Origin of the sequence: Agathobaculum faecis (assembly GCF_014287995.1) — a bacterium.
Taxonomy (GTDB): domain Bacteria; phylum Bacillota; class Clostridia; order Oscillospirales; family Butyricicoccaceae; genus Agathobaculum; species Agathobaculum ammoniilyticum.
In genome coordinates, this window is sequence record NZ_JACOPL010000002.1 from 85,660 (window position 1) to 110,113 (window position 24,454).

The 24,454-nt window shown below is 61.7% G+C and carries 25 protein-coding genes; 14 read left to right on the forward strand and 11 right to left on the reverse strand.

All coding sequences use genetic code 11. The features are described from left to right. Positions 1–22 precede the first annotated feature (22 nt). A complete protein-coding gene (locus tag H8S45_RS02410) occupies positions 23–352 on the reverse strand; it encodes a hypothetical protein (RefSeq protein WP_186949490.1) in 330 nt (109 codons plus the stop codon). 113 nt (positions 353–465) lie between these two features. Here H8S45_RS02410 and pepF point away from each other — a divergent pair, with 113 nt between their 5' ends. From pepF to H8S45_RS02435, 5 genes are all read left to right on the forward strand, one after another. After that, positions 466–2,262 (forward strand): oligoendopeptidase F, encoded by a 1,797-nt coding sequence (gene pepF, locus H8S45_RS02415; RefSeq protein ID WP_186949492.1) that lies wholly within the window; start codon positions 466–468, stop codon positions 2,260–2,262. 133 nt (positions 2,263–2,395) lie between these two features. After that, a complete protein-coding gene (gene rimO / locus H8S45_RS02420) occupies positions 2,396–3,727 on the forward strand; it encodes a 30S ribosomal protein S12 methylthiotransferase RimO (protein WP_186949494.1) in 1,332 nt (443 codons plus the stop codon). 2 nt (positions 3,728–3,729) lie between these two features. Continuing rightward, positions 3,730–4,410: a CDP-diacylglycerol--glycerol-3-phosphate 3-phosphatidyltransferase gene (gene pgsA, locus H8S45_RS02425; RefSeq protein WP_054326568.1), complete on the forward strand. Its 681-nt coding sequence runs from the start codon at positions 3,730–3,732 to the stop codon at positions 4,408–4,410. 144 nt (positions 4,411–4,554) lie between these two features. Continuing rightward, entirely contained in the window at positions 4,555–6,462 is a 1,908-nt protein-coding gene (locus tag H8S45_RS02430) for an NAD(+) synthase (protein ID WP_186949496.1), read from the forward strand. 82 nt (positions 6,463–6,544) lie between these two features. Next, positions 6,545–7,207 (forward strand): VanZ family protein, encoded by a 663-nt coding sequence (locus tag H8S45_RS02435; RefSeq protein ID WP_186949499.1) that lies wholly within the window; start codon positions 6,545–6,547, stop codon positions 7,205–7,207. A 46-nt stretch (positions 7,208–7,253) separates the two neighbouring features. Here the strand turns inward: H8S45_RS02435 and H8S45_RS02440 are convergent, their stop codons facing one another. After that, positions 7,254–7,601, reverse strand: coding sequence for a helix-turn-helix domain-containing protein (locus H8S45_RS02440; RefSeq protein WP_054326564.1), 348 nt, complete (start codon positions 7,599–7,601; stop codon positions 7,254–7,256). Between the two features lie 181 nt (positions 7,602–7,782). On the opposite strand from H8S45_RS02440, the gene H8S45_RS16140 reads away from it, so the two are divergent. The 3 genes from H8S45_RS16140 (at position 7,783) to H8S45_RS02455 (ending at position 10,629) form a co-directional block, all read left to right on the forward strand. Further along, positions 7,783–8,397 (forward strand): SHOCT domain-containing protein, encoded by a 615-nt coding sequence (locus H8S45_RS16140; protein ID WP_054326563.1) that lies wholly within the window; start codon positions 7,783–7,785, stop codon positions 8,395–8,397. Between the two features lie 107 nt (positions 8,398–8,504). Next, the gene (locus H8S45_RS02450; RefSeq protein ID WP_054326562.1) at positions 8,505–9,341 is read left to right on the forward strand and encodes a prephenate dehydrogenase; all 837 of its coding nucleotides are present in this window, start codon (positions 8,505–8,507) and stop codon (positions 9,339–9,341) included. Positions 9,342–9,456: 115 nt separating this feature from the next. Further along, on the forward strand, positions 9,457–10,629 hold the full coding sequence (locus H8S45_RS02455; protein ID WP_186949501.1) for an MFS transporter: 1,173 nt from the start codon (positions 9,457–9,459) through the stop codon (positions 10,627–10,629). Between the two features lie 48 nt (positions 10,630–10,677). Here H8S45_RS02455 and H8S45_RS02460 read toward each other — a convergent pair whose 3' ends face one another. Next, the gene (locus H8S45_RS02460; protein WP_054326559.1) at positions 10,678–11,271 is read right to left on the reverse strand and encodes an ECF transporter S component; all 594 of its coding nucleotides are present in this window, start codon (positions 11,269–11,271) and stop codon (positions 10,678–10,680) included. Positions 11,272–11,433: 162 nt separating this feature from the next. Here H8S45_RS02460 and spoVAC point away from each other — a divergent pair, with 162 nt between their 5' ends. The 4 genes from spoVAC (at position 11,434) to H8S45_RS02480 (ending at position 14,308) form a co-directional block, all read left to right on the forward strand. Further along, positions 11,434–11,886, forward strand: coding sequence for a stage V sporulation protein AC (gene spoVAC / locus H8S45_RS02465; RefSeq protein WP_082396864.1), 453 nt, complete (start codon positions 11,434–11,436; stop codon positions 11,884–11,886). Continuing rightward, positions 11,883–12,911, forward strand: a complete 1,029-nt coding sequence (locus H8S45_RS02470) for a stage V sporulation protein AD (RefSeq protein WP_186949503.1) — start codon at positions 11,883–11,885, stop codon at positions 12,909–12,911. The genes spoVAC and H8S45_RS02470 overlap by 4 nt, the downstream gene beginning before the upstream one ends. Before the next feature lie 5 nt (positions 12,912–12,916). Next, on the forward strand, positions 12,917–13,273 hold the full coding sequence (gene spoVAE, locus H8S45_RS02475; protein ID WP_107632161.1) for a stage V sporulation protein AE: 357 nt from the start codon (positions 12,917–12,919) through the stop codon (positions 13,271–13,273). Positions 13,274–13,345: 72 nt separating this feature from the next. Then, positions 13,346–14,308 (forward strand): tRNA dihydrouridine synthase, encoded by a 963-nt coding sequence (locus tag H8S45_RS02480; protein WP_242977877.1) that lies wholly within the window; start codon positions 13,346–13,348, stop codon positions 14,306–14,308. A 108-nt stretch (positions 14,309–14,416) separates the two neighbouring features. On the opposite strand, the gene H8S45_RS02485 is transcribed toward H8S45_RS02480, so the two are convergent. From H8S45_RS02485 to H8S45_RS02505, 5 genes are all read right to left on the reverse strand, one after another. Continuing rightward, positions 14,417–15,298 (reverse strand): ROK family protein, encoded by an 882-nt coding sequence (locus H8S45_RS02485; protein ID WP_186949505.1) that lies wholly within the window; start codon positions 15,296–15,298, stop codon positions 14,417–14,419. A gap of 27 nt (positions 15,299–15,325) precedes the next feature. Beyond that, positions 15,326–15,763 (reverse strand): PTS sugar transporter subunit IIA, encoded by a 438-nt coding sequence (locus tag H8S45_RS02490; protein ID WP_054326556.1) that lies wholly within the window; start codon positions 15,761–15,763, stop codon positions 15,326–15,328. A 14-nt stretch (positions 15,764–15,777) separates the two neighbouring features. Further along, a complete protein-coding gene (locus H8S45_RS02495) occupies positions 15,778–16,425 on the reverse strand; it encodes an HAD family hydrolase (protein WP_054326555.1) in 648 nt (215 codons plus the stop codon). Between the two features lie 75 nt (positions 16,426–16,500). Next, on the reverse strand, positions 16,501–17,907 hold the full coding sequence (locus H8S45_RS02500; protein WP_107631369.1) for a PTS mannitol transporter subunit IICB: 1,407 nt from the start codon (positions 17,905–17,907) through the stop codon (positions 16,501–16,503). A gap of 74 nt (positions 17,908–17,981) precedes the next feature. Continuing rightward, on the reverse strand, positions 17,982–18,983 hold the full coding sequence (locus tag H8S45_RS02505; protein ID WP_054326554.1) for a Gfo/Idh/MocA family protein: 1,002 nt from the start codon (positions 18,981–18,983) through the stop codon (positions 17,982–17,984). A 162-nt stretch (positions 18,984–19,145) separates the two neighbouring features. Here H8S45_RS02505 and H8S45_RS02510 point away from each other — a divergent pair, with 162 nt between their 5' ends. After that, a complete protein-coding gene (locus H8S45_RS02510) occupies positions 19,146–19,955 on the forward strand; it encodes a MurR/RpiR family transcriptional regulator (protein ID WP_054326553.1) in 810 nt (269 codons plus the stop codon). Between the two features lie 38 nt (positions 19,956–19,993). On the opposite strand, the gene H8S45_RS02515 is transcribed toward H8S45_RS02510, so the two are convergent. Continuing rightward, on the reverse strand, positions 19,994–20,677 hold the full coding sequence (locus tag H8S45_RS02515) for an N-acetylmannosamine-6-phosphate 2-epimerase (RefSeq protein ID WP_054326552.1): 684 nt from the start codon (positions 20,675–20,677) through the stop codon (positions 19,994–19,996). Positions 20,678–20,978: 301 nt separating this feature from the next. On the opposite strand from H8S45_RS02515, the gene H8S45_RS02520 reads away from it, so the two are divergent. Then, the gene (locus tag H8S45_RS02520; RefSeq protein ID WP_054326551.1) at positions 20,979–21,200 is read left to right on the forward strand and encodes a hypothetical protein; all 222 of its coding nucleotides are present in this window, start codon (positions 20,979–20,981) and stop codon (positions 21,198–21,200) included. Between the two features lie 84 nt (positions 21,201–21,284). On the opposite strand, the gene H8S45_RS02525 is transcribed toward H8S45_RS02520, so the two are convergent. Together H8S45_RS02525 and H8S45_RS02530 are read right to left on the reverse strand one after the other, a co-directional pair. Then, positions 21,285–22,658: a penicillin-binding transpeptidase domain-containing protein gene (locus H8S45_RS02525; protein ID WP_054326550.1), complete on the reverse strand. Its 1,374-nt coding sequence runs from the start codon at positions 22,656–22,658 to the stop codon at positions 21,285–21,287. Continuing rightward, complete coding sequence (locus H8S45_RS02530; RefSeq protein ID WP_107631370.1) at positions 22,659–24,410, reverse strand: FtsW/RodA/SpoVE family cell cycle protein; 1,752 nt, start codon at positions 24,408–24,410, stop codon at positions 22,659–22,661. Between the last annotated feature and the right edge of the window lie 44 nt (positions 24,411–24,454).

Sequence of the window (24,454 nt, forward strand, 5' to 3'; positions counted from 1 at the left end):
AGAGAAGCCGCGCGCGGTTTCCTCAATAACCGACAATAAAAGGAGGAGCATGGATATGGGTTATGGATGGCTTAACATAGGGAGTATTCTGCTGGGAATCATCGCGCTGGCGGTGCCGTTCCGCGGTGTTGCAGCCGAGAAGAAATAGAAGCCGCGTCTCGCGGTCAGCGCGGCGGCGTGCGCGGCCGCCATCGGCCTGCAGGCGCTTTATCGCCTGCATCAGGTTTCCATTGGCGGCTGGGCCGGCCTTGCCGATACGGAGGGCCTGGCGGCGGTGGCAGGCGTTTTCCTTTTGGCGCTGACCGTCCCGATCAATTTCATTATGATCCGCGTACACTGTTCCGTCAGGCAATGAACCGTTTTTTCGCCCTCTGTTGGTAAACAGGGGGCTTTTTCTTGCATGTTCTGTCCGGTTGCGGTATCATAATAACATACAGTAAACCACACTGGAAAGGAAGGATTTCCATGGAAATGACCAGGATACCGGCACGCGCGGAGGTGCCGGACAGTGGCAAGTGGGCGGTCCGCGATCTGTTCGCGAGCGATGCGGACTGGCGTGCCGCCTACAACGCAGCCAAGGCGTTTGTTCCGCGCGTCGCGGCGTACCGCGGCCGCCTGTCCGAAAGCGGGGAGACGCTGCTGGAATTTTTCCGCCTGGACGACGAGATCAGCCTGGCGTTCGACGCGCTTGTCCATTACGCCCAGCGCCGCAGCGACGAGGATACCCGCGTCGCCGCGTATCAGGAGATGGTGAGCCAGGCGACGCGGCTCGCGGTGGAGTTGCAGGCCGCGGCAGCGTTTGAAACGCCCGAGCTGCTCGCCATTGACGATCAGACGCTCGCCCGCTTTTACCGCGAAACGCCCGCGCTCGAAAACTACCGGCTGGCGATGGACCGCGTGCGCCGCCGCCGCGACCATGTGCTTTCAGACAAGGAGGAGGCGTTGCTCGCGGCTGCGGGCGAGATGGCGTCCGGTCCGGACGATATCTACTCCATGCTCAATGACGCCGATCTCCGCTTTCCGGACGCGGCCGATCAGGATGGGAACAGGCATCCGGTCACGCACGGCACCTTTATCCCGCTGATGCAGTCCTATGACCGCGCGCTGCGCCGGTCCGCATTCGATTCGCTGTATTCGGTGTACGGCCAGTTCCGCAATACCGCAGCGGCGACGCTGTCCGCGCAGATGAAGCAGCTGCTGTTCTTTGCCAACGCGCGCAAATATCCCTCCACGCTGGACGCGGCGCTCGACGGGACCGAGGTGCCGACCGCCATTTACCACAACCTGATCGACGCGGTGCGCCGCTCGCTGGCGCCCATGCACCGGTATGTCGGCCTGCGCCGCCGCCTGCTTGGGCTGGAGGAGTTGCATATGTACGACCTCTATGTTCCGGTGGTCGAGGGCGTGGAGATGAAGTTCACCTTTGAGCAAGCCAAGGAAACCGCGCTCAAGGCGCTCGCCCCCCTGGGCGAGACATACCTGGACCTGCTGCGCCAGGGCTTCGCGGGCGGCTGGATCGACGTATATGAGAACGAGGGAAAGCGTTCGGGCGCGTATTCCGCGGGCGCGCGCGTTCATCCGTATGTGCTGCTCAATTTCAAGGGGACGCTGGACGATGTGTTCACGCTCGTACACGAAATGGGCCACGCCATCCATTCCTACCTGTCCAATCGCACCCAGCCCACCGCGTATCAGGATTATGTGATTTTCGTAGCCGAGGTCGCTTCCACCTGCAACGAAGCGCTGCTGATGGAATACCTGCTGTCGGTCACGCAGGACCGGAAGCAGCGAGCGTATCTTATCAACCATTTCCTCGAACAGTTCCGCGGCACGCTGTACCGCCAGACCATGTTCGCGGAATTCGAGCTGGCGGTGAACGGGATGACCCAGCGCGGAGAGGGTACGACCGCCGAAGCGCTCTGCGCGCTGTACCGGCGGCTCAACGAGCAGTATTTCGGCCCCGATATGGTCGTGGACGAGGAGATCGCGCTCGAATGGGCGCGTATCCCGCATTTCTATTATGATTACTATGTGTACCAGTACGCCACCGGCTATGCGGCGGCGATCGCGCTGTCGCGCCGCATCCTGCGCGAGGGTGAAAGCGCGGTCAGCGATTACCTGGGTTTCCTGTCCGGCGGCTGTTCGGCCGACCCGATCACGCTGCTGCGCGGCGCGGGCGTGGATATGGCAACCCCCGCGCCCATCGAGGACGCGACCCGCCTGTTCGACGAGCTGATTACGGAAATGGAGCGGCTGCTGTAAAGCGGCGGGGAAGAGGGAAGCCGGACGGCTTCCCTCTTTTTCTGCGCGCGCGGACGAAATACAACAGATGACAAAGGCGGGTTTGTGATGTATAATACCATTGGACAATAGTGGGACAAAAAAGGAGGATTCCATGCCGAAAATAGGACTGATTTCGCTCGGCTGCGCCAAAAACCTGGTGGACAGCGAGCATATGCTCGCCCTGCTGCGCGCGGCGGGCTGGGAGGTCGCCGAGGATATGGCCGAGGCGGACGTGGGCGTGGTCAACACCTGCGGGTTTATTGAAGCCGCCAAGACCGAGGCGATCGAGACCATTCTCGAAACCGCGCAGTACAAGCAGAGCGGCAAAATGAAAGGCCTGGTCGTGACCGGCTGCCTGGTGCAGCGCTACGCGGAGGAGATGCGCGCGGAGCTGCCCGAGATCGACGCAATCTGCGGCACGGGCAGCTATGAGAGCATCGTGGACGCGGCGAACGCCGCGCTCGGCGGGCATAAGGCCGCGTACCTGGCGGATATGGCCAGCGCCGCGCTAGAGGGCGGCCGCGACCGCCTGACCCCGCCATATACGGCCTATTTCAAAATCGCGGAGGGCTGCTCCAACCGCTGCGGCTACTGCATCATCCCCAAGCTGCGCGGGCCGTACCGCTCGCGCGGGATGGACGCGCTGCTCGCGGAAGCGCAGGCGCTGGCCGACGCTGGGGTGAAGGAGCTGATCGTCATTGCGCAGGACATCACCAAATACGGCATGGACCTGCCCGGGCATCAGCGCCTGCTGCCCGAGCTGCTGCGCCGCCTGTGCGAAATGGATTTCCATTGGGTGCGTCTGCACTACCTGTACCCCGACCAGATCACGGACGAGCTGGTGGAGGTCATTGCGTCCGAGCCCAAGATCGTCAAGTACCTGGACATCCCGCTCCAGCATGTATCAAAGCGCATCCTGCGCGCGATGCACCGCCCAGGCGATGGGGAGGAATTTGCCGCGCTGCTCCAAAGCCTGCGCGACCGCATCCCGGGCCTTGTGCTGCGCACCAGCCTGATTGTCGGCCTGCCGGGCGAGACCGAGGACGAATTTGCCGCGCTGTGTGCGTTTTTGCAGGACGTACAGATCGAGCGCGTGGGCGTGTTCGAGTTTTCGCCCGAGGAGGGTACCGAGGCCGCGGAATTACCCGACCAGATCGACGCTGCGGTCAAGGCTAACCGCCGCCTGATCGTGGAGGAGCTGCAGTCGGGCGTGCTGGACGATTACAACACCTCCCGCCACGGCGAGGTCATGGAGGTGCTGTGCGAGGGGTTTGACGAGGAGCAGCAGCTCTGGTACGGCCGCACCTACGCGGACTCGGTCGAAGTGGACGGCCATGTGTACTTTGAGGCGGAGGACGCGCCCGTAGCGGGCGGGTTTATCCCCGTCCGCATCACAGACAGCCTGGGACCCGACCTGCTCGGCGTCCGGCAAAAGGGGGAATAAAAATGACCACAGCAAACAAGATCACGCTGACCCGTATTGCAATGATCCCATTTTTTCTGTATTTCGCGTCGCAGCCGATGTTTTCCGTGGATTATCAGGCAAGCGGTCTGTTGTTCCCAACGAATACGGTTATCGCATTGGTGCTGTTCTGCGTGGCGAGCTTCACGGACTTTCTGGACGGTTATGTCGCCCGCAAGTATAACCAGGTGACCGATTTTGGCAAATTTGTCGATCCGTTGGCGGATAAACTGCTGGTGACGAGCGCACTTGTGCTGTTCGTGGGGCAGGGCGCAATGGCGGGCTGGATGGTGTGCGTCATTCTGGCGCGCGAGCTGATCATCACTTCGCTGCGCGTGGTGGCGGCCAACAAGGGCCGCGTGCTCGCCGCGACATGGACGGGCAAGGTCAAGACCTGTGTGCAGATTGGCGGTATTATTTTAATTTATCTGTATTATATCCTGATTGGTGCGGCCGGCAGCGGTGCATTCGACTCAATGATGGTGTCGTCTGACGGCAGTTTCACCAGTACCAGCACTGTTATGGTTATCAGTGGAACGGACGGCTATCCGATGTTCGCATACCTGGTCGGCTGGGTCGTGACGCTCGTCACTATCTACTCAGGCTTTGACTATCTGCGCAAAAACTGGGATATTATCAAGGATGGCGCGGTCAGGGAAAAATAACGGCGCAATACGGCACAAAGGGGGAAGACCGCGGTCTTCCTCCTTTTTCCGAGCGGATGTCCCGTGCATGGGCGCAAAAACCTTGCGTCCGTGCCGGAAAAAGGGTATACTAACCATATCTGAACTGTCTGGAGGAATACTGGAATGCAGGATGGATTTGTCAAAATTGCCGCCGCGACGCCCGCGCTACGGGTCGCGGACTGCGCCTATAACGCTTCCGAAATCGTCAGGCTGGCGGAACAGGCCGCGGATAAGGGCGCGCGCCTGATCGTGTTTCCGGAGCTTTGCCTGACCGGCTATACCTGCGGCGACTTGTTTTTGCAGCAGACGCTGCTGGATGGGGCGCTGGAAGCGCTCCGCACCGTGCGGGACGCGACTGTGGCGCTGAACGCCGCCGTGGTGGTCGGCCTGCCCCTGATGCATCAGTGCAAGCTGTATAACGTGGCGGCGGTGCTGTGCCGCGGCGCGGTGGAAGGGCTGGTGCCGAAGCACAGCATCCCGAATTATTCCGAGTTTTACGAGCAGCGCCACTTTACGTCGGGCGCGGGGCTGGATATGGAGCCGGTCGAGCTGCTGGGCCAAACCACTATGTTCGGTGGCGTGCAGGTGTTCTCCAGCGCGGCGATGCCGGATTTCGCGTTTGGCGTGGAGATCTGCGAGGACCTGTGGGTACCCGAACCGCCCTCCACGCGGCTGGCGCAGGCGGGCGCGACCGTGATCGTCAACCTGTCCGCGTCGGATGAGATCATCGGTAAGACCGCCTACCGCCGCGACCTGGTACGGCAGCAGTCCGCGCGGCTGCTGTGCGCCTACGCCTATGCGGACGCGGGCTTCGGGGAATCTACGCAGGACCTGGTGTTCTCCGGCCACGACCTGATTGCGGAAAACGGCGTGTTGCTGGCCGAGAGCCGCCCGTTCGAGAGCGGCGTGATCTACGCGGATATCGACGTGCAGCGGCTCGTGCATGAGCGCCGCCGCATGAACACGTTCACGGTATCGGGCGGCGGCTTTGCGGCCACGATGGAGGTAACGCCCGGCGAAAACGACCTCGCGGACCGCCGGTTCCCGCGCACGCCGTTCGTTCCCGCCAATAAGGCGCTGCGCAACGAGCGCTGCGAGGAGATCCTCACGCTGCAGGCGACCGGCCTTGCCACCCGTCTGCGCCACACGCATGCCAGGGCTGCGGTTGTGGGTCTGTCCGGCGGGCTGGATTCCACGCTCGCGCTGATCGTGCTGGTGCATGCGTTCGACCTGCTCGGGCTGGACCGCAAGGGCATCCTGGCGGTGACCATGCCCTGTTTCGGCACGACCGCCCGCACGCGCGGCAATGCGGAAAAGCTGGCCGACGCCTATGGCGTGACGCTGCAGACCGTGGATATCAAGGCCGCGGTGGATCAGCATTTTCGCGATATCGGTCAGAGCATGGACGACCTTTCGGTCACGTTTGAGAATGCGCAGGCGCGTATGCGCACGCTGGTGCTGATGAACCTGGCCAACAAGCTGGGCGGCATGGTGGTCGGCACGGGCGACCTGTCCGAGCTGGCGCTCGGCTGGGCGACCTATAACGGCGATCATATGTCGATGTACGGCGTCAACGCCTCCATCCCCAAAACGCTGGTGCGATATCTGGTCGCCTATGAGGCCGACTGTGCGCTCGGCGAGCTGTCCGACGTGCTGCAGGATGTGCTGGACACGCCGGTATCGCCCGAGCTGCTCCCGCCCAAGGATGGGGAGATCAGCCAGAAAACCGAGGATTTGGTCGGCCCGTATGAGCTGCACGACTTTTTCCTGTATTATATGCTGCGCTTCGGTTACCCGCCGCGCAAAATTTACCGCATTACACGCAAGACCTTTGCGGGTGTGTACGACGATGCAACGGTGAAAAAATGGCTCGTGACCTTTGTCCGACGCTTTTTCACCCAGCAGTTCAAGCGCTCCTGCCTGCCAGACGGCCCCAAGGTCGGCACGGTCACACTCTCCCCGCGCGGCGACTGGCGCATGCCCTCGGATGCATGCGCGGCGTTGTGGCTTTCCGAGGCGGAGCGCCTGTAAACGGGCATGGGGCGCTGGAAAAGCCCCGGTATAAAAGCCGCGCCGCTGGCGCGGGAATCCCCTCACAAAGGAGCAACTCCCTTTGAAAACCCTTGTCCGCAGGCTGGCGGCGGTCCTGACCGCCGTGCTGCTCTGCTTCAACCTGTATTATGAGCTGGCGCCCGGCTATATCGTGGGGCCCGAGCAAAAGCTCGCGGTCGCGGCGGCGTTCGCGCTGCTGCTCGGCACGGCGCTGTTTTACGGCGTGCCGGCCGGCGCGCGCGCCAAACGGCGGCACGACTATATGCTGCTTTTGTTCTGGTACTATCTGTGGGTGCTGGCGAACGTGCTGTTTTTTGATAATGCGTTCGGCCGCGGCTTCCACGCGGGCGCAGACCTCGGCGCGGTCAACCTGGAACCGCTGCGCACGATTAAAAATTATCTGATTGCCTACGGCTATGGCAATATCTCGCTGCGGCTGGTGGTACTCAACCTGCTGGGCAACCTGGCGGCGTTTGCGCCCATGGGCGTGTTCCTGCCCGCGCTGTTCCGCTGGCAGAGGAGCATTTTCTTCTTTACCGCCACGCTGACGCTCGGCATCACGGCAGTCGAGGTGGCGCAGGTGTATACCGGCGCCGGCTCGTGCGATGTGGACGATCTGATCCTGAACCTCGCAGGCGCGCTGATTGTGTTCGTCCTCTGCCGGATTACACCAATCTGGAAGCAGCTCTGCCGGGTCAACCCAAGGCCGCAGAAGGAAGCATAAAAAAGCAGGCTGGCATATGCCAGCCTGCTTTTTTGTTACTTCCCGCCTATTCCTTTAAAAAAGGGACGCTTTCCTTCAGCATGTTCAGAATGACCGCCAGCTGGTTGTCTGTGCAGGGGCCGAGAAGCTCGTTGATTTCCCGCAGGTAGACGCTTTTTTCCCGGCTCCTGCCGTTCCCCTTGCCTGAAGCCGGTATGATATCATTGGCGGTGATGCCGAAATACTCAATCAGGTCAACCAGCTTATCTAGGCTGAACCGACGCTCGCCGCGCTCGCACTGTCCAAGATAATTGGTTTCCGTCTCCAGTACCTCTGCCAGCTTCTCCAGCGTCAGCCCTTTCAATTTCCGGTATTTTCGTATATTTTTACCGATCTCAAAGGATAAGTCATCCATCCTTACAGCCCCTTTCCATGCTACATTTTATCGAGGCAGGACGATATTCACGAGTTACGCTTTGCAATGAAAAGCATTGCAAATTGCCAATAAAGCATATTGACTATGCAATTTGCATGTAATATAATAGCAATAAGCATAGATTATTAATCCATGCCGGACAAAATAGGGAGGGGATTACATGGAAGAAAAAATCATTATCAAATCCGTACAGTACAATATCAAGCTGATCAGCCTGATCATCGTTGGTATTGGCGTCGTTCTTTTTATTTGGCTCGGTCTGCCCTTGGCGATCGATATTTCGAACAGGAGAGATGGATTAGACCTGTCCTATTTTCTGACCAGCGCATTCCCGTATTATGCGTGCTTTACGCTGCTCCCATTCCTGATTCTCGCAGGGCTGTTCTATTGGTACTGCTCGCGGATCAGCATAACGGTGAGCGATAAGCGTGTTTTCGGCACGGCTGTGTTCGGCCAACGCGTCGATCTGCCGTTTGATATGATTTCCGCAGTCAAAACCACCAGGCTTTGGCGGGGGATTGCGGTCGCCACGGCTTCCGGTTTTATCAGATTCGTTTGGATCAAAAACGCCGCTGAGATACATACTGAGATCAACCGGCTTCTGCTGGAACGGCAGGACAAGCGGGCAGCATCCGCAGCGCGGCAGGAGGCTGCCCCGCAGTCCAACGCAACAGCCGGTGCGGAAGAACTGAAACGGTATAAGGAATTGCTTGACAGCGGTGTGATCACACAAGAGGAATTTGACGCAAAGAAAAAACAGATCCTGGGATTATAACAGCTGGCGGCCTGCATAGAGATGTGGACCGCCTTTTTCATTGACAAACCTCGTTCGCCACGCTACAATTTAACTAAGTAAAACATCAAGACCAAGGGGATTGTATCATGTTTGACACCGTACTTATTGCCGGCCTCGGCCTGATGGGCGGCTCGATGGCGAAAACCATCAAGGCGCGCACGCTCAGCCGTGTGCTGGGCTGGAACCGCACCCGCGCCACCGCCGAGCAGGCGCGCGCGGACGGCACGATCGACGCGGTCGCAACCGAGGCACTGTATAAGGAGGCCGACCTGGTCATCATCGGCCTGTATCCGCAGGCGACGGTGGACTGGCTGCTGGAAAACATGCCGAAAATGAAAAAGGGCTGCGTGGTGGTCGATATGGTCGGCGTCAAGCAGTTCATGGTCGAGCGGCTGGAGCAGGCTGCGCTCGACGCGGGCGTGCATTTTGTCGGCGGGCATCCGATGGCGGGGCGGGAGTTCTCCGGCCTGGATTTTGCGCTTCCGACCCTGTTCGACGGGGCGAGCATGATTTTCGTCCCCACCAGGAGCAGCACCGAGCGGGTGCTGGAGCAGCTCGAAGCGTATTTTACGGCGCTCGGCTTTGGGCAGACCGTGCGCTGCACGGCCGAACAGCATGACCGGATGATCGCCTTCACCTCGCAGCTGGCGCATGTCGTGTCCTCGGCCTACATCAAAAGTCCGGAGGCGGATAAGCATAATGGCTATTCCGCGGGCAGCTATAAGGATCTGACGCGCGTGGCCAAGCTGAACGAAACCATGTGGAGCGAGCTGTTTCTGTGCAACGCCGAGCCGCTTGCGCGCGAGATCGACGAGATCATCGGCCATCTGGACGAATACCGCCGCGCCATCCGCGCGCAAGACAGGGAAACCCTGACTTTGCTCCTGCGCGACGGCCGAGAACGAAAGGAACGCCTCGGTTGACGGAGAGCGAAAAGGCGCCGCTGAAAAAGCGGCGCCTTTGGCTTGTTCGCTCTTGCGCGGGAGCGGTTTCGGGTGTAAACTGAAAGGGCGACAATGGGAAATGGGGGAGAACAGGATGCAAGCATTGATGCGGCGCCGCTTGATGCGATGCGCTTACCGGACAATGCTGCTCGGCGGCCTGCTTGGGTCGAGTAGCGGCGTGGTGATGAGCCTGCTGCAGGACCGCTATGCGCTGGGGTACGAATGGGGCGGCGTGCTGCTCGCGGCGTTGAGCGTGGGAAATCTGCTGTCCGGCTTTACAACGGGTATGCTGACCGTGCGGCGCGGCATGCGCAACACGACGCTGCTGCTGTCGACCGGCGGTGCGGCCGGTTATTTCGCCATGGCGCTGACAGGGAACCCCTGGCTGCTGGTGCTGGCGTTCGGGCTGGTCGGCGCGGCAAAGGGCTGCGTGCTGAATACGGACAGCGTGCTGGTTGCGATATCAGCGGAGGACCGCACCCAGGGAATGAACCTGGCGCATTCGCGCTTTGCGCTCGGCTCGCTGGTATGCCCGCTGCTGATCGCGGCGCTCGGCTTGCTGCACTGGCGCGCGCCGATGATCGGGCTAGGCCTGTGCGGCTGCCTGCTGTGGCTGAGCTATTACGCGGGCCGACTGCCGCGTCGGGCGAGCCGGACGGCGGACGGCGGGGGACAGTGGGACTTTTTCCATTCCCGCCGCTTCTGGCTGCTGACCGCGGTGCTGTTTTTCCAAAACTGCACCGAGATCGCGGTCACCGGTTGGATGGTTACTTATTTCAAGGATACAGGCATCCTGTCCGGCACGGCCGGGCAGCTCACGGTCACAGTCATCTGGGGCGCAATGCTGGCCGCGCGGCTGGTGATCGCGTTGGTGCTGCATATCCGCAACGGCTTCCGTGCGCTGACCCTGATGACCGCCTGCTGCATCGGCGCGTACCTGCTTCTGCTACAGGCGGAAACGGCGGTCTCCGCGCTGGTGCTGCTGTTTGTGTTCGGCATCTCGATCGCGGGCGTCAACCCGACCGCGGTTGCGAGCGCGGGTAAATCGCTGTCGAGCGCGGGCGTGGGCGTGATGTTGCCTGCGGCAGGTGTCGGGGCGATCCTGATGCCGTATATCACGGGCCTGGTCGCATCCGCCTGGGGTATCCATGCGGGGATGATGAGCATTACGTTTGCGGTCGCGGGCATGTTTGTCAGCTCGGCGCTGCTGCTGGTCGTGCGCGAGCGGGGCGAAGCGCACACAGGCTCCCGTGACGAGCGGCCCTGATGGAAAAGCGCGGCCATCCGCCGGAAAGAATTCCGGCGGGCGGCTTTTTTAATTCTTTTGCGAGCTGTGCGCCAGATGGCGCGCGAACGAGGTGGACTGGAGCGCTTTTTGCAGCGCGGGCGTGAGCAGCATCGCGACGATCACACCGACCACGGCGTTGATCAGGCTGGAGGCGATGCTGGCCGCGCAGCCGGCCACCGCAGGGACAAAAGCCGAGCCAGCGAGCATCATGCCCATGATCTTGCCCCCGATATACAGGGTCGAATAGGTCAGCGCACCCGCGATGGCCGCGACAAGGTTGCGGATCGTCCGGCGTCCGTTTGCCCCGCCCCAGTGCGAGATCAGCCCGCACAGGCCGGCCATGATAAAGTACCGGAGGAATGTGACATAGGCGGTGGGCGCGTATTCCGGATCGGTCAGGTCGAACAGCGCGCAGCCGATGCCGGCGGCCAGGCCGCCGCGCCAGCCGCCCAGCAGCGTGCCTGCCAGCAGACAGATGCCGTTGCCCAGCTTGACCATGGTTGAGCCGCCGGGCGTCGGGATCTTGATTTTGAAAAAGAATGTGGCAATGAATACAAAGGCCGCGAGCAGCCCCACGGCCACGATATCATACAGCGTGATCTTTCGTTTGTTGTTTTCCATAACGGTTTCCCCCTTTTCTTTCCTCAGATAGGATACGGCATATTTGACCTGTTTTAAATAGCCAAACTTTGATTATTTTATAAGGTCAGATGGATAAACGGCAAAAAAACCGCGCAAAATAGCAGAAACATGGGAGTAGCCTCCCGAAGAGGAGAGATGCGCATGAAACTGGATAAGCAGAAATACCAGCAGATGTTGGAACAGAAAAGCCCGAATTCGCCGCTTTGGAAGGACTGTCTGAAGGCGTTCCTGTTCGGCGGGGCGATCTGCACGGTCGGCGAGGGCGTGAGCAATTTCTGGCAGTCGCGCGGCCTGGAGACAGCGGACGCGGCGGCGGCGACGGCCATCACCATGGTGTTCCTCGGCGCGCTGCTGACCTGCCTGCACCTGTATGAAAAGCTGGCCAAACACGCGGGCGCGGGAACGATCGTACCGATCACAGGCTTTGCCAACGCGATCGTGTCGCCGGCGATGGAATTCAAAAGCGAGGGGCTGGTGCTGGGCGTGGGGGCGAAGCTGTTTGTGATCGCCGGCCCTGTGCTGGTATACGGTATTTCGGCCAGCGTGCTCTATGGGCTGGCGCTGCTGCTGATGGGGGGAGGCGGCGCGGGATGATCCGGAGGATAGGGAAGCGCACGCTACAGTTTGCGGAGCGGCCGTTTCTGCTGTCGCATGCGGCGGCGGTCGGGAAAAAGGAGGGCGACGGCCCGTTGGGCGCGCAGTTCGACTTCGTGACCGAGGACGACCGCATGGGTCAGAAATCGTGGGAGCTGGCGGAAAGCGAACTGCAAAAGACCGCGATCGACCTCGCGGTAAAAAAGGCGGGTCTGCAGAAGAGCGATTTGGATGTGATCCTCGCGGGCGACCTGCTCAACCAGTGCATCGGCTCGTTTTTGGCCTCGGTGGGGTCGGACGTGCCGTATCTCGGGCAATACGGTGCCTGTTCGACTATGGCGCAGGGGCTGGCGCTCGGCGGGTGTCTGGTGGAGGGGTGCGCGGCGCGGCGCCTGCTCGCTGCCGCGTCCTCGCATTTCTGCTCGGCCGAGCGGCAGTACCGGTTCCCGCTTGCCTACGGCGGCCAGCGCACGCCGACCGCCCAATGGACGGCCACAGCGGCCGGCGCGGCCGTGCTGTCCGCCGCGGACCCGCGGGGCGGCTCCTCCGGCATCCGTGTCACGCATGCGCTGTTCGGCAGGATGGTGGAGATGGGCGTTAAGGACGCGAATAACATGGGGGCGGCGATGGCACCCGCCGCTTACGACACGCTTTCTACGCTTTTGTCCGACCTTGGTGCGCAGCCGGCCGATTTCGACTGCATCGTGACCGGTGACCTCGGCCATGTGGGGGCGGATATCCTGCTCACCCTGCTGCGGGAGGATAAGATCGACCTGTCGCCCGTGTACTCGGACTGCGGCAGCCTGCTGTTCGGGGACGAACAGGACGCGCATGCGGGCGGTTCGGGCTGCGGCTGCTCGGCCGCGGTGCTGTGCGGCCCGCTGCTGCGGGATATGGAGGGCGGCCGGCTCCGGCGCCTGGTGTTCGCCGGCACGGGCGCAATGATGAGCCCGACCTCGGTGCAGCAGGGACAGCCCATCGCGGGCATCTGCCACGCGGTCGTGATCGAAAGGAGCGGCGCATGAACTGGATGGAATATGTCAATGCCTTTTGGGTGGGCGGCGCGATCTGCGCGGTCTGCCAGGTGTTCATTGACAAAACAAAGCTGACGCCCGCGCGCATTCTGGTTAGCTTGGTGGTGATCGGCGTGTTCCTGCAGGCGATCGGGGTGTATCAACCGCTCGTGGATTACGCGGGCGCGGGCGCGACCGTGCCGCTGCTCGGCTTCGGCTATTCGCTGGCCAAGGGCGTGGCGAAGGCGGTCGCGGAAAGCGGCCTGCTGGGCGTGTTCACCGGCGGCGTGACCGGCGCGGCGGGCGGCATCGCGGCGGCGATCGTGTTCGGCTGCCTGTTCGCCCTGCTGGCAAAGCCGAAATCCAAAAGCTGAGCCGCTTGCGGGCAAGGGAAAATCCCGTTATAATAGAACACAATGGGATCAATTGACAAAAGGGGTTTTTCCATGCAGTATTATTTCGCCCCCATGGAGGGCGTGACCGGCGCGGTCTACCGCCGCGCGCATCATGCGTATTTCCCGGGGATAGACAAGTATTTCATGCCATTTATCACGCCGACCGCGAACGGCCGTCTGACCCCGCGCCAGAAGCGCGACGTCGCGGCCGAGGCCAACGCGGGCGTGCCTGCGGTGCCGCAGCTGTTGACCAGGTCCGCTCCGGATTTCATCTGGGCGGCGAACGCCCTGGCGGAGATGGGCTATCCGGAGGTCAACCTGAACCTTGGATGCCCCTCGGGTACGGTAACGGCCAAGGGCAAGGGCGCGGGTTTCCTCGCCCATCCGGACGAGCTGGACCGGTTTTTTGACGCGGTATTCTCGGCGTGCAGGGCGGCGGTGTCGGTCAAAACGCGCCTGGGTGTGCGCGACCCCGCGGAATTTGACCGCCTGCTTGCGGTCTACAACCGCTATCCGATTGCCGAGTTGACCATCCACCCGCGCGTGCGGGTGGATTTTTATCGGGGCGGCGTGCGCGAGGCGGCGTTTGCCGCAGCCCTGCCGCAGTGCCGCATGCCGGTCTGCTATAATGGAGACGTTGTCAGCGAAGCGGTCGCCGCCGCGGTCGGCGCGCGGTACCCCGCGGTGCGGGCGGTGATGATAGGCCGCGGGCTGGTCGGTGACCCCTCGTTGGTCACGCGGCTGCGCGGCGGCCCGCGTGCGGATAAGACGGTGCTGGAGGCGTTCCACAATACCCTGTACGAGCGCTACTGCGCCGCGTTCGGCGACCGCCGGATCGCGATGCTGCGCATGAAAGAGGTCTGGTTTTACCACCTGAACCTGTTTGCAGACAGTGAAAAATACGGCAAGCGGCTGCGTAAGGCGGCAGGACCGGACGATTTCCTCGCGGCAGCGGCGGCGGTGTTCCGCGATTTGCCGCTGCGCGAACAGGTGGAGCCGGGCTGGTTCCGCTAAAAAAGGAAAGGCTCCTATCCCGAAAGGATAGGAGCCTTTTTTGCCGCCCCGCAGTACGGAGCAGTAAGGGGGGGGGATCGCCGTCCCCTTGGGGGACGGCGGATTGTGTTACAGGGCTTGCTGCTGCAGCCAGCGGTACGCGCCCGCCATGCCCGCGCTGTTGCCCAGCTCGGCAAAGGCGAGATGGGTGTGTGCCAGCATGAACGGGTTGGCGAAGCGCTGCAAATGGCTCTCGAGCAGAGGGCGCAGATAGGCACTCTGCCCCATGATGCCGCCGCCGAGCACGACCGCCGCGGGGTCCATCACGCACATGCACGCGGCGACGCCCTGCGCGAGCGTCCCGCACAGCGCGTCGATCTCCTGCGCGCAGACCGTGTCGCCCGCCTGCGCGCGGGCGAAGATCTGCCGCCCGTCCAGCGTTTCGCCGGTCTGCTCTGCAACGCGTCGGATGAGCGCGGTGGTCGAGGCCTGCTGCTCGAACGCACGGCCGTTTACCGGCATGTAGCCGATCTCGCCCGCGCTGCCCGCATGCCCGTGCCAGACCTTTCCGTCCAGCACGACCGCGCCGCCGATGCCCGTGCCGACGGTCAGGCAGAGCACGCTGTCCGCGCCCCGCCCCGCGCCGTAGGCGGCCTCGCCAAGCGCGGCGCAGTTGACGTCGTTTTCGACCGCGCAGGGCAGGCGGAACGCCTGCTCGACCGCGGTTTTGAGGTTGCGCCCCGTATAACCGGGGATATTTTCATTGGCGTACAGGATCGCGCCCGTCCGGTGGTCCACCATGCCGGCGGTCGAGACCGCGATGCCAGACGGGTTGTACTTGCCGACCAGCCCGCCGACCAGGTCGAGCAGCTTGCGCTCCACGCCCGCGCCGCCGAGCGTTTTGGCGTCGGTCGGCGTTTCCCAGCGCGAGGAGAAAACGATTTCCCCGCCGGGATCGTGCGCGGCGCCGTATTTGATCGAGGTGCCGCCAATATCAAAGCATAGAACCATTGCGTATCCATCCTTCCGGCGGCCGGTTCAGGCGAGCAGAGCGCAGAACTCCTCCGGCGTTTTGGCCGAGAAAAGCTGCTCCATGCGGCCGTCGTCCATCAGGACCTCGGCCAGCTCGCCGAGCAGGTCGATGTGGCTGTCAGGGTCGGTCGCGGCCAGGGTGATAATCAGGCGGACCGGATCGTTGTCGCCCGCGCCGAACGATACCGGCGGATTGAGCGTGGAAAAAGCGAGCGCCAGACGGTTGGCGCCGCATTCCGGCCGCGCATGCGCCAGCGCCAGGCCCTTTGCCAGCACGAAATACGGGCCGTTCTTGTGTACGGATTCGATCATGCCCTCGATATAGCTTTGCTCGATATCTCCCGCGTCCCGCAGGGGGGCCGCCGCCTGGCGGATCGCATCCTCCCAGTCCGCGGCCGCAAGGCCGATCTGCACATCCTTTGCCGTGATCTTTTCTAACAGCATGGTAATGATTCCTCCTAAAACTCTGCGATCAGCGAGGGTACGTCCACGTCCGCGAGCGAATCGCACAGGCGGTACTGACCCTCAAAGGTACAATACTTGGTCACGTCGTTGGGTACGACCAGCACGCGCATATCCGCGTTGCGGCCGGCCAGCAGACCGTTGAGCGAATCCTCAACCACCAGGCACTCGGCCGGCGTGCAGCCGAGCTTTTCGGCCGCCTTGAGGAACAGGTCGGGGTTAGGCTTGATGCGTTCGACGTCTTCAGCCGTGACCAGCAGGTCGAAATACTGCATTAGGTGCAGGCGTTCGAGGTGTACGGTCGGCTTTTTGCGGCCGGAGGAGGTCGCCAGCGCGACCGACAGGCCGTTTTCCCTGGCGCTTTTCAGGAAGTCCTCCACGCCGGGCTTTGCCGGCAGGCGGCCGCTTTCCTCGATGAAGCACGCCAGCGTGTCCTGCGCGAACGCGTCGCGGTCCACGTGGATGCCCTTGGCGTCCAGCTTGCGGAACAGGTCCTCCGCATTGGAGCCGACACAGGCCAGGAATTCCTGCACGGACAGGTCGTACTGCTTGTGTACACGGAACCATTCGACATAGATCCGGTACCATACGACCTCGGTATCGACGATCAGGCCGTCAAAATCCATGATAATCGTTTTCAGCATACTGACTCTCTTTTCAATAAACGGGTAAAGGAAGCGCCGCCGCTGGACCAGCGGCGGCGCCGCCCTTACAGGCTGTTACTGCTTGTTTTCTCGGGCCTGCTTGATCTTTTCGATCAGCTCGTCATACTGGGGCGCGTTGATGAAGTCGGTCACTGCGATGCAGTAGGCGTCCTTCTGCACGTCCTTGACACGGTCGAGCAGCAGCTCCTGAGTGACGACTACCTGACATTCGGTCGGCAGGTTTTCGATTGCGATATGGAATACCGTAACGTCGTCCAGGCCGGCGGCCTTGCACTTTTTCTGCAGCACGGTCGCGCCCATGGCGGAGGAACCGATGCCGGCGTCGCAGGCGTAGGCGATGCGGGTAACCTTGGAGAAGTCAAAGTCTTCGATGCTCTCGAATACGGAGGAAATGCGGCTCTTCTTGCCCTTCAGCTCGTTCATGGTCTGCGCCGCTTCCTTGAGCGAAGCGTCGTCGCCGCCGCCCGCGCGCTTAATCAGCGGGATGGACAGCACGAACGTAATTGCGCACGCCACCAGGATGCCCAGGCAGATCTTGAGCTGGTCGCCGGGCGAGGACATCAGCATGATGGAGATGATGCTGCCGGGGGAGGCAACGCCGACCAGGCCGACGTTCAATATGGTGAACATCAGGGTGCCGCACGCGCCGCCGACGATCAGCGGGAGGATGAGGATCGGGTTCATCAGCACGAACGGGAAGTATATCTCATGGATGCCGCCGAACAGGTGGATGATGGAAGCGCCCCACGCGGAGGACTTGGAAGAACCCTTGCCGAAGAACATGTAAGCGAGCAGCACGCCCAAGCCGGGGCCGGGGTTGGATTCGAGCAGGAACAGGACGGATTTGCCCAGGCTTTCCAGCTGCAGCGTACCCATCGGGGTCAGGATGCCCTGGCCGATGGCGTTGTTGAGGAAGAGCGGCTTGGCCGGCTCGATCAGGATTGCGGTCAGCGGCAGCAGATTGTTCTGCACCAGGAAATCCACGCCAGCGGCGAACACGCCGGTCAGGGAGGCGATCGCCGGCCCAAGCCATACGCATCCGATCACGGCGATGATCGCGCCGATGATGCCGACCGAATAGTTGTTGACGATCAGCTCGAAGCCCATCGGGATCTTGCCGTCGATCAGCTTGTCAAACTGCTTGAGGATCCAGGCGGAAAGCGGGCCGAGGATCATTGCGCCGATGAACATGGTCACGCTGGAGCCGATGATGACGCCGATGGTGGCGACCGTGCCGATCACGCCGCCGCGGTAGTCATAGACCATCTTGCCGCCCGCAAATGCGATCAGGAGCGGGAGCAGGTAGTTGAGCATCGGGGTGATGAAGCTGCGAAGCATGTCGTTGTCGATGGCGATGCCGACTGCGGTCAGCAGGCCCCAGGCAATGAACGCGCCCAGATTCGGGATGACCATGCTGCTGAGCTTGCTACCAAATTTCTGCACCTTTACTCGTACTGACATTCTTTTGCCCTCCTTAAAATCCGTGAAATGAGTCTCTACCGTTTCTCTTTATGTGGAAAAGCGCGGGGGAATGCTTACAGGGAAACCTCCTTGCCCTCCGCGATCGAGCGCTCGATCGCGTCGACCACGCGGAGCGTGTTGAGGGCGTCCTCCGGCGTGATGATGGACTTGGTGCCGCTCAGGATGTTGCCGATAAAGGCCATGATCTCCTCGGACAGGTCGCCAGACGGCGCGCCGTTGCAGTTGTACCAGTGGCGCGAATCCGGATACAGGACGCCGCTGCCGGTCACGAAGCGTACGCCGTTGTCGCACGCATCGACATAGGCCACGCCCTTGGTGCCGACCAGCTCGACCTTGTCGTCGATGATCGTGGGCGAATTCTCCGGCAGCACCCAGCATGCCTCAAGGCACGCGACCGCGCCGTTTTCATAGGTGACGAGCGCGTAAATCACATCGTCCATGCCGTATTCCTTGAGCAGCACGCTGCGGGCCTTGGCGAACACCTTGACCGGCTTGCAGCCCATGAACCAGTTGACATAGTCGATGTCGTGGATCATGACGTGCATGGACAGGTCGGACGCGCCGATGTAGCGGCGGGGGCCGACGATCGGGCTGTTGCGGCGGCAGTACATATGGATGATGTCGCCCAGCTCGCCGGCGTCCAGGCGCTGCTTGATCATGTTGAAGCGCGGGTCAAAGCGGAGCAGGAAGCCCAGCGAGAACACTTTGTCGTAATCCTTGAGGATCTCGTACATTGCCTCCCCGTCGGCCAGCTCCTTGGCGAGCGGCTTTTCGAGCAGGATGTGCTTTTTGTTGGCGACCGCGATCTCGACCGCCTCGCGGTGCATGTTGTCGGGCAGGACGATCGAAACCGCGTCGATCTCCGGATTTTCGAGCAGGTCCTTATAGTTCTTATAAGTCTGACAGCCGTACTCCTTTTCCGCCTCCGCGCGGCGCTCGTCGTTAAATTCGCATACCGCGACGAGGTCTACGCCGGGCAGCTTGTTATAAATGCCTGCATGGATCTGGCCCATCTGGCCGAAGCCAATGACGCCTACTTTGAGGTTCTTGTTCATGATGCATTCTCCTTTTCTATGTTGGACCTTTTTGTGGAAGGTTTGCCCACGGGGTGGGGGGACGGCGCCGCGTTTTTTTCGGCGTTTTTGCGTTTGCCTGTTGCAAAATCGCGACGGTTATACTATGATTGTTAAAGAATAAACTATCTTCAGGAGGAAACCATGGCTGATCTGAGTTTTCAAAACCGGCTGCAGTTTTTCGGCTTCCGGCTCAGCAAAAGTGAACAGAAGATCGCCGCTTATATCGTCGCCCATCCGGAGCAGGCAGCGTCGATCGCCAGCCAGGAGCTTGCGCAGGCCATCGGCACGTCCAACTCCACGCTGACCCGCTTCTGCAAAAAGCTGGATTACCGGAATTATATCGAATTCCAGACCCTGCTGGCAGCCGAGGGGACGCCGGGCCAGACGCCCGACCAGACCATTCGCCGCATCGACCATTATTACGAGCGCACGCTGGACGCGGCCTGCGAGCTGGTGCAGCCCGAGGACTTGGACGCGTTTGTCGACCGAATTCACCAGGCGGACAAAATCCTGATCTTCGGCCTGGGCAGCTCGGGCCTGACCGCGAGCGAGTTCAACATGCGGCTGGTGCAGATGGGCTTTACCTCAAGCGTGATGACCGATACGTTCCTGATGCGCGTGCAGTCCAGCCTGTTCTCGCCGAAGGACCTGATTATCGCGGTGTCCAACTCCGGCGAAACGCCCGAGGTGGTCAGCGCGTGCCGGATCGCGAAATCGGCGGGCGTGCAGATATGCCTGCTTACGCAGAGTAGCCGCACCGAGCTGGCGAAGATGGCGGACGCCATCCTGCTGGCCGGGGACATCGGGCAGGTGGGGGACGAGAAGTTCATCAATTCCCAGATGCCCCTGGTGTTCCTGATCGATGCGATTACCTACCGGCTGTTGGAGGACCCGAAATGCAGGGAAAACCGCGACCGCGCGCTGTATACCCTGTTCCACCGGAATTTTTGAATCGGAAGAGCGCTCCGGCGCTCTTTTTTTGCGCCCGTTTACGTTGCGTAAATCGCGTCGGTAAAGGCTTTGGTGATCAGCTGGGGACGGGTGATCGCGCCGCCGGTGACAACCGCGTGCGCGCCCAGTTCGATGCAGCGGCGCGCCTTGGCCGGGGTATCGACGTGGCCCTCCGCGATGACCGGAATATGTACCGCGGCGAGAATGGCCTTGAGGCGGGAGAAATCGTCGTCCGCGATATTATGTCCCGCGGACTGGGCGGTATAGCCCATGAGCGTGGTGGAAACGCAGTCAAAGCCGAGCCGCTCCGCGCGGACCGCCTCCTCCAGCGTGGCGATATCCGCCATCAGCAGCTTGCCGGGCGCGGCGGCGCGGGCCTTTTGGAAAAAGTCCCCGAGCGTCTCGCCTTGATAGCGGGGGCGGTCGGTTGCGTCAAACGCGATCATGGCGCAGCCCGTTCCGGCCAGCTCTTCTATTTCGCGGAGCGTGGGGGTGATATAGATGGGGGAACCCTCGTAGTCCCGCTTGACGATGCCGATGATCGGCAGGTCGGTGTTTTGGGCGATTTCGTTGATATCAGCCGCGGTGTTGGCGCGGATGCCTACGGCGCCGCCCTCGGCCGCTGCGCGTGCCATGCGCCCCATGATGAACGAGGAGTGCAGGGGTTCGTTTTCCAGCGCCTGACAGGATACGATCAACCCGCCTTTGACCTGATCGAGCATACTGTCATCCTCCTATCGGTATTGTTTTCATTTTTATTATACAAAGTGAAAATATTTTCGTCAAGACGATGGAATAATTTGGATGGACAAATTTAAAAGGAATTTTTGAGCAGTTTGACCATATGTTCGTCTGTTTGAATAGGAAAGCAATAGTTAAATTGACATATATGGAAAAAGCGTGACAAAAAGGCGTATTCCGGCCGCGCCTGCCGCAAAATTACCGTCTCTATAGGAAAGTCCGTTTTAACGGACAAGCAATCCGCTATACTGAAGCCATCAAAAGGAAGCGGAGGAATACCGGATGAAAAAAAGACTGGGCAGTGCCCTGCAGGCAGCGGGGGGCGCGATCTTATTTCTGGCGGCGGGGGCGTCGGACACGGGCGCGGTTTCGGCCGGCGGGCTGGCCTTTTCTATCTTATGCGCCGCGCTTCTGTTTTTCACAGGCCGCGCGCTGCGCCGCCGGAAAAAGCCTGCATCCTGCCGCCGCATGGGGCGGGCGCTGCCTGCCGCCGCGGGACGGTAAGGGGGACGGCAAGGGGCGCCGAAAGCATGTGCTTTCGGCGCCCCTGTGTTTTTTCCTATCCGTATGTCCGTCCGCTGCGGAGAGTTAATAGCCCTTTTCGACCGCTGCGGTCAACACTCTGGAGGCCACCGTACCCGCGACCGACGAGCCGCCGCCGCCGTTTTCCACCAGCACGATGAACGCGTAAGGGGTCGCCTCGTCGCGCAGGAAGCCGGTGAACCAGGCGTTTGGGGTCTTGCCCCCGCCGACCTCGGCCGTGCCGGACTTGGCGCAGATGTCCATGCCCGGGAAGCGGTCCTGTCCATAGGTTTCGATCACGTTGTTGTGCATCATATCCGCGATGGTATCCGCAGTGTCCGCGTCGATCAACTTATCCGACTTATGGGCGAAGTAAAGACCGGTCGGCAAACCGTAGTCCGTGGTGGTTTTTTCGATCAGGCGCGGCAGGGCGGCCTTGCCGCCGTTGGCGATTGCGCCCATATACAGCATCATATTGATCGGACACATGGTATCCTCGCCCTGGCCGACGCCCGCCCAAGCGAGCTGGTTGTCGTTTCCGTCAAAGTTGAAGCGGCCCTCCGAGGTGCGGATGCCGTCCACCCGTATGGCGGTGGTCAGGCCGGCCGCGTCCGTATATTTCTGCATGGTATTCCCACCCAGTTCGACCGCGAGCTGGCCGAACACGCCGTTGCAGGAGTTCGCCAGCGCATCCTCAATGTCCATCTGCCCATGCGCATACGGGCAGGTGACCGTATCGCCCCCGATTTCGACCGAACCGGTGCAGTTCCAAGTGCGGGAAAACAGGTCGGGCAGGTTCTCGACCGCCGCGTTGAGTGTGACCACCTTGAAGATCGAGCCGGGGATGGAGTTCGCGGACAGCAGGCGGTTGACGTACACACCCTCCCACGAGGGGTCGTCCGGATCGATGGCCGGCGGGTCGGCGGGGTCGAACGACGGCGTGGATACCATGCACAGGATCTCGCCCGTCTTATAGTTGTACACGCCTACCGTGCCGTTCATGCCGCCGAGCGCCTGATAAGCGATATTGTTAAGATAGGCGTCGATCGTCAGGTACAGGTTGTTGCCCGTGCCGAGCGGAGAATACACGCCGGTCAGCAGGTTATAGCCGGAAAGCTTGTCCGCGAACGCGGTCAGCGCACCCGCGCCGATGTTGCCGGCCGGATCACCGACCGCGTGCAGGGTGGCGCGGCGCACGGCGCTGTCCGGATAATAGGTGCGGTTTCCGTTTTCATCCAGCGAGGAAAGCACGTCGCCGTCCCGATCGAGGATGGTGCCGCCCTTGAGCTGGCCGGAATTGCTGTACAGGTGGCGGTTATAGGGATAGGAGGCCCAGTCGCCGCCATCCACCACGAAACGGAAGCAGAACAGCAGCAGCCCGACGCCCAGCAGAGCCGCGAGGATCAGGCAGAACACGCCGCGTTTTTCGATTTTCCGCACTCAATCCACCTCCCCGCGCAGCTCGCGCCGGCTGGGCAGCCGGACCGCGAACGAAGCGTTTTGGCGCGTGTCCGTGGCCTTCAAAAAGGCGAGCATGCCCCACGCGGACAGCATGGACGAGCCGCCGTTCGAGACAAACGGCAGGGTCACGCCCGTGAACGGCAGGATATCCACCGCGCCGAATACGTTCAGGCAGGTCTGGAACACGAGCAGGCTGGTCGCGGCGCAGGCCGCGATTGTGTAAAAGCTCGACCGTCCCGCGCGGCAGGCACGCACCGCAAACACAGCCAGCGTGATGATGCACAGCACGGTCAGCACAGCGATTACCAGCCCCCACTCCTCGCACAGCATGCCGAACACGATATCCGTGTCCGCCGCGGCCAGACCGGAGAGCCAGCCCTTGCCCGCGCCCACGCCGATCATGCCGCCCGAAGCAGCGGCGGTCAGCGTGTGGGTCTGCTGGAAGCCCGCGCCGTACACATCCTCCCAGATATGGCCCCAGGAGGCAAAGCGCGCCGCAACATGCCCCTTGACGGTCAACAACACCATGCCGCCGGCGAAGCAGCCCGCGCAGATCAGGCCGAGCGTCGCGAAGTCGCCCGAGCGCAGGTAGGCGATGACCAGGAAGGTGACGAAAAACACCAGCGCGGTGCCGAAGTCGTTCTGCAGCGCCAGACACGCGCCGCAGATGCCGGTCAGGCCGATGAACAGCCACAGGTTGCGCTTGTTGAACAGGCGGTCGAGTGTGGCCGCGCCCGCGAAGATATAGCAGATTTTGGCCAGCTCGGAGGGCTGGAGCGACAGGCCGCCCAGCCGGATCCATGCCTTGGCGCCGCCCTCGCTTGACCCGATCAGCAGCGTGATCACCAGCATGCCGACCGCCGCCGCGCCCATGATCCAGCGCACCCTCTGCGCACGGGTCAGGTCGCGCAGGAAAAAGCCGAGGACCAGGAAGATCGCCAGCCCCATCAGGATGGCGACGAGCTGCTTGGGGCATTCGTCCGGCACGGTCGAGCCGGTCACGGCCAGCGACAGCGTGCACAGGAAAAAGGCGATGGTTTCCATCTCAAAGCCGATGCGTCGGAACGAGCGCAGCACGATAAAATAGCCCCAGCACACGGCCGTGAATGTGAGGAACGTGAGCGGGACGGTAACGGAGGCGTTCTCGCCCGCGGCAACGATGAGCTGCAGCGCGGTCAGCACCTGGAACAGCGTCAGCAGCACAAGCGAGCCCCACATGCCGGCCGGCCGGCCCTCCACGCGGCGCTCGGCCATTTGCTCGCGCTTTTCCTCGGCCGAGATCGGCACCAGCATAGTCGGGATGCCGCCGAACGAGAGCGTGTCCCCATCCTCGACGACCGCGTATTCGTCCACCGGCAGGTCGTTTACCTTGACGCCGCCCTTGGAGCCGAGGTCGTATACCGTCCACGAGCCGTCGTCCTCGCGGATGAGCGCGGCGTGCTGGCGGGACACCGAGGGGTATTCGAGCTGCACGTCGCACGCGGGCGCGCGGCCGATGATGTTTTCCCAGTGGGTGATGGGCAGGCGCACGCCGTTGGCCATGCCGAGATAGCCCCAGACCTCGTCCGGATGCTTGACTTTCCACAGCGAGCGGATCGCGCCGACCAGGATCATCAGCGCCAGCAGCGGGAACACAAAACGGACGACCGTTGTGTACCACGCGCCGACGAGCGGGTTTTCCGCCAGAAAGACGGTCAGCGTATCCAGAAGGCGCTGTAAAGCGTCGGTCATGTTTGGTTTCCTCCCTTCAGGGAACTTGGGTTGATAACCTATAT

Excerpts from the sequence above, each read along its gene's own strand:
- pepF (WP_186949492.1), top strand. The coding sequence starts at position 466 with ATGGAAATGACCAGGATACCGGCACGCGCGGAGGTGCCGGACAGTGGC.
- rimO (WP_186949494.1), top strand. The coding sequence starts at position 2,396 with ATGCCGAAAATAGGACTGATTTCGCTCGGCTGCGCCAAAAACCTGGTG.
- pgsA (WP_054326568.1), top strand. The coding sequence starts at position 3,730 with ATGACCACAGCAAACAAGATCACGCTGACCCGTATTGCAATGATCCCA.
- H8S45_RS02430 (WP_186949496.1), top strand. The coding sequence starts at position 4,555 with ATGCAGGATGGATTTGTCAAAATTGCCGCCGCGACGCCCGCGCTACGG.
- H8S45_RS02440 (WP_054326564.1), bottom strand. The coding sequence starts at position 7,601 with ATGGATGACTTATCCTTTGAGATCGGTAAAAATATACGAAAATACCGG.
- H8S45_RS16140 (WP_054326563.1), top strand. The coding sequence starts at position 7,783 with ATGGAAGAAAAAATCATTATCAAATCCGTACAGTACAATATCAAGCTG.
- H8S45_RS02450 (WP_054326562.1), top strand. The coding sequence starts at position 8,505 with ATGTTTGACACCGTACTTATTGCCGGCCTCGGCCTGATGGGCGGCTCG.
- H8S45_RS02455 (WP_186949501.1), top strand. The coding sequence starts at position 9,457 with ATGCAAGCATTGATGCGGCGCCGCTTGATGCGATGCGCTTACCGGACA.
- H8S45_RS02460 (WP_054326559.1), bottom strand. The coding sequence starts at position 11,271 with ATGGAAAACAACAAACGAAAGATCACGCTGTATGATATCGTGGCCGTG.
- spoVAC (WP_082396864.1), top strand. The coding sequence starts at position 11,434 with ATGAAACTGGATAAGCAGAAATACCAGCAGATGTTGGAACAGAAAAGC.
- H8S45_RS02470 (WP_186949503.1), top strand. The coding sequence starts at position 11,883 with ATGATCCGGAGGATAGGGAAGCGCACGCTACAGTTTGCGGAGCGGCCG.
- spoVAE (WP_107632161.1), top strand. The coding sequence starts at position 12,917 with ATGGAATATGTCAATGCCTTTTGGGTGGGCGGCGCGATCTGCGCGGTC.
- H8S45_RS02480 (WP_242977877.1), top strand. The coding sequence starts at position 13,346 with ATGCAGTATTATTTCGCCCCCATGGAGGGCGTGACCGGCGCGGTCTAC.
- H8S45_RS02485 (WP_186949505.1), bottom strand. The coding sequence starts at position 15,298 with ATGGTTCTATGCTTTGATATTGGCGGCACCTCGATCAAATACGGCGCC.
- H8S45_RS02490 (WP_054326556.1), bottom strand. The coding sequence starts at position 15,763 with ATGCTGTTAGAAAAGATCACGGCAAAGGATGTGCAGATCGGCCTTGCG.
- H8S45_RS02495 (WP_054326555.1), bottom strand. The coding sequence starts at position 16,425 with ATGCTGAAAACGATTATCATGGATTTTGACGGCCTGATCGTCGATACC.
- H8S45_RS02500 (WP_107631369.1), bottom strand. The coding sequence starts at position 17,907 with ATGTCAGTACGAGTAAAGGTGCAGAAATTTGGTAGCAAGCTCAGCAGC.
- H8S45_RS02505 (WP_054326554.1), bottom strand. The coding sequence starts at position 18,983 with ATGAACAAGAACCTCAAAGTAGGCGTCATTGGCTTCGGCCAGATGGGC.
- H8S45_RS02510 (WP_054326553.1), top strand. The coding sequence starts at position 19,146 with ATGGCTGATCTGAGTTTTCAAAACCGGCTGCAGTTTTTCGGCTTCCGG.
- H8S45_RS02515 (WP_054326552.1), bottom strand. The coding sequence starts at position 20,677 with ATGCTCGATCAGGTCAAAGGCGGGTTGATCGTATCCTGTCAGGCGCTG.
- H8S45_RS02520 (WP_054326551.1), top strand. The coding sequence starts at position 20,979 with ATGAAAAAAAGACTGGGCAGTGCCCTGCAGGCAGCGGGGGGCGCGATC.
- H8S45_RS02530 (WP_107631370.1), bottom strand. The coding sequence starts at position 24,410 with ATGACCGACGCTTTACAGCGCCTTCTGGATACGCTGACCGTCTTTCTG.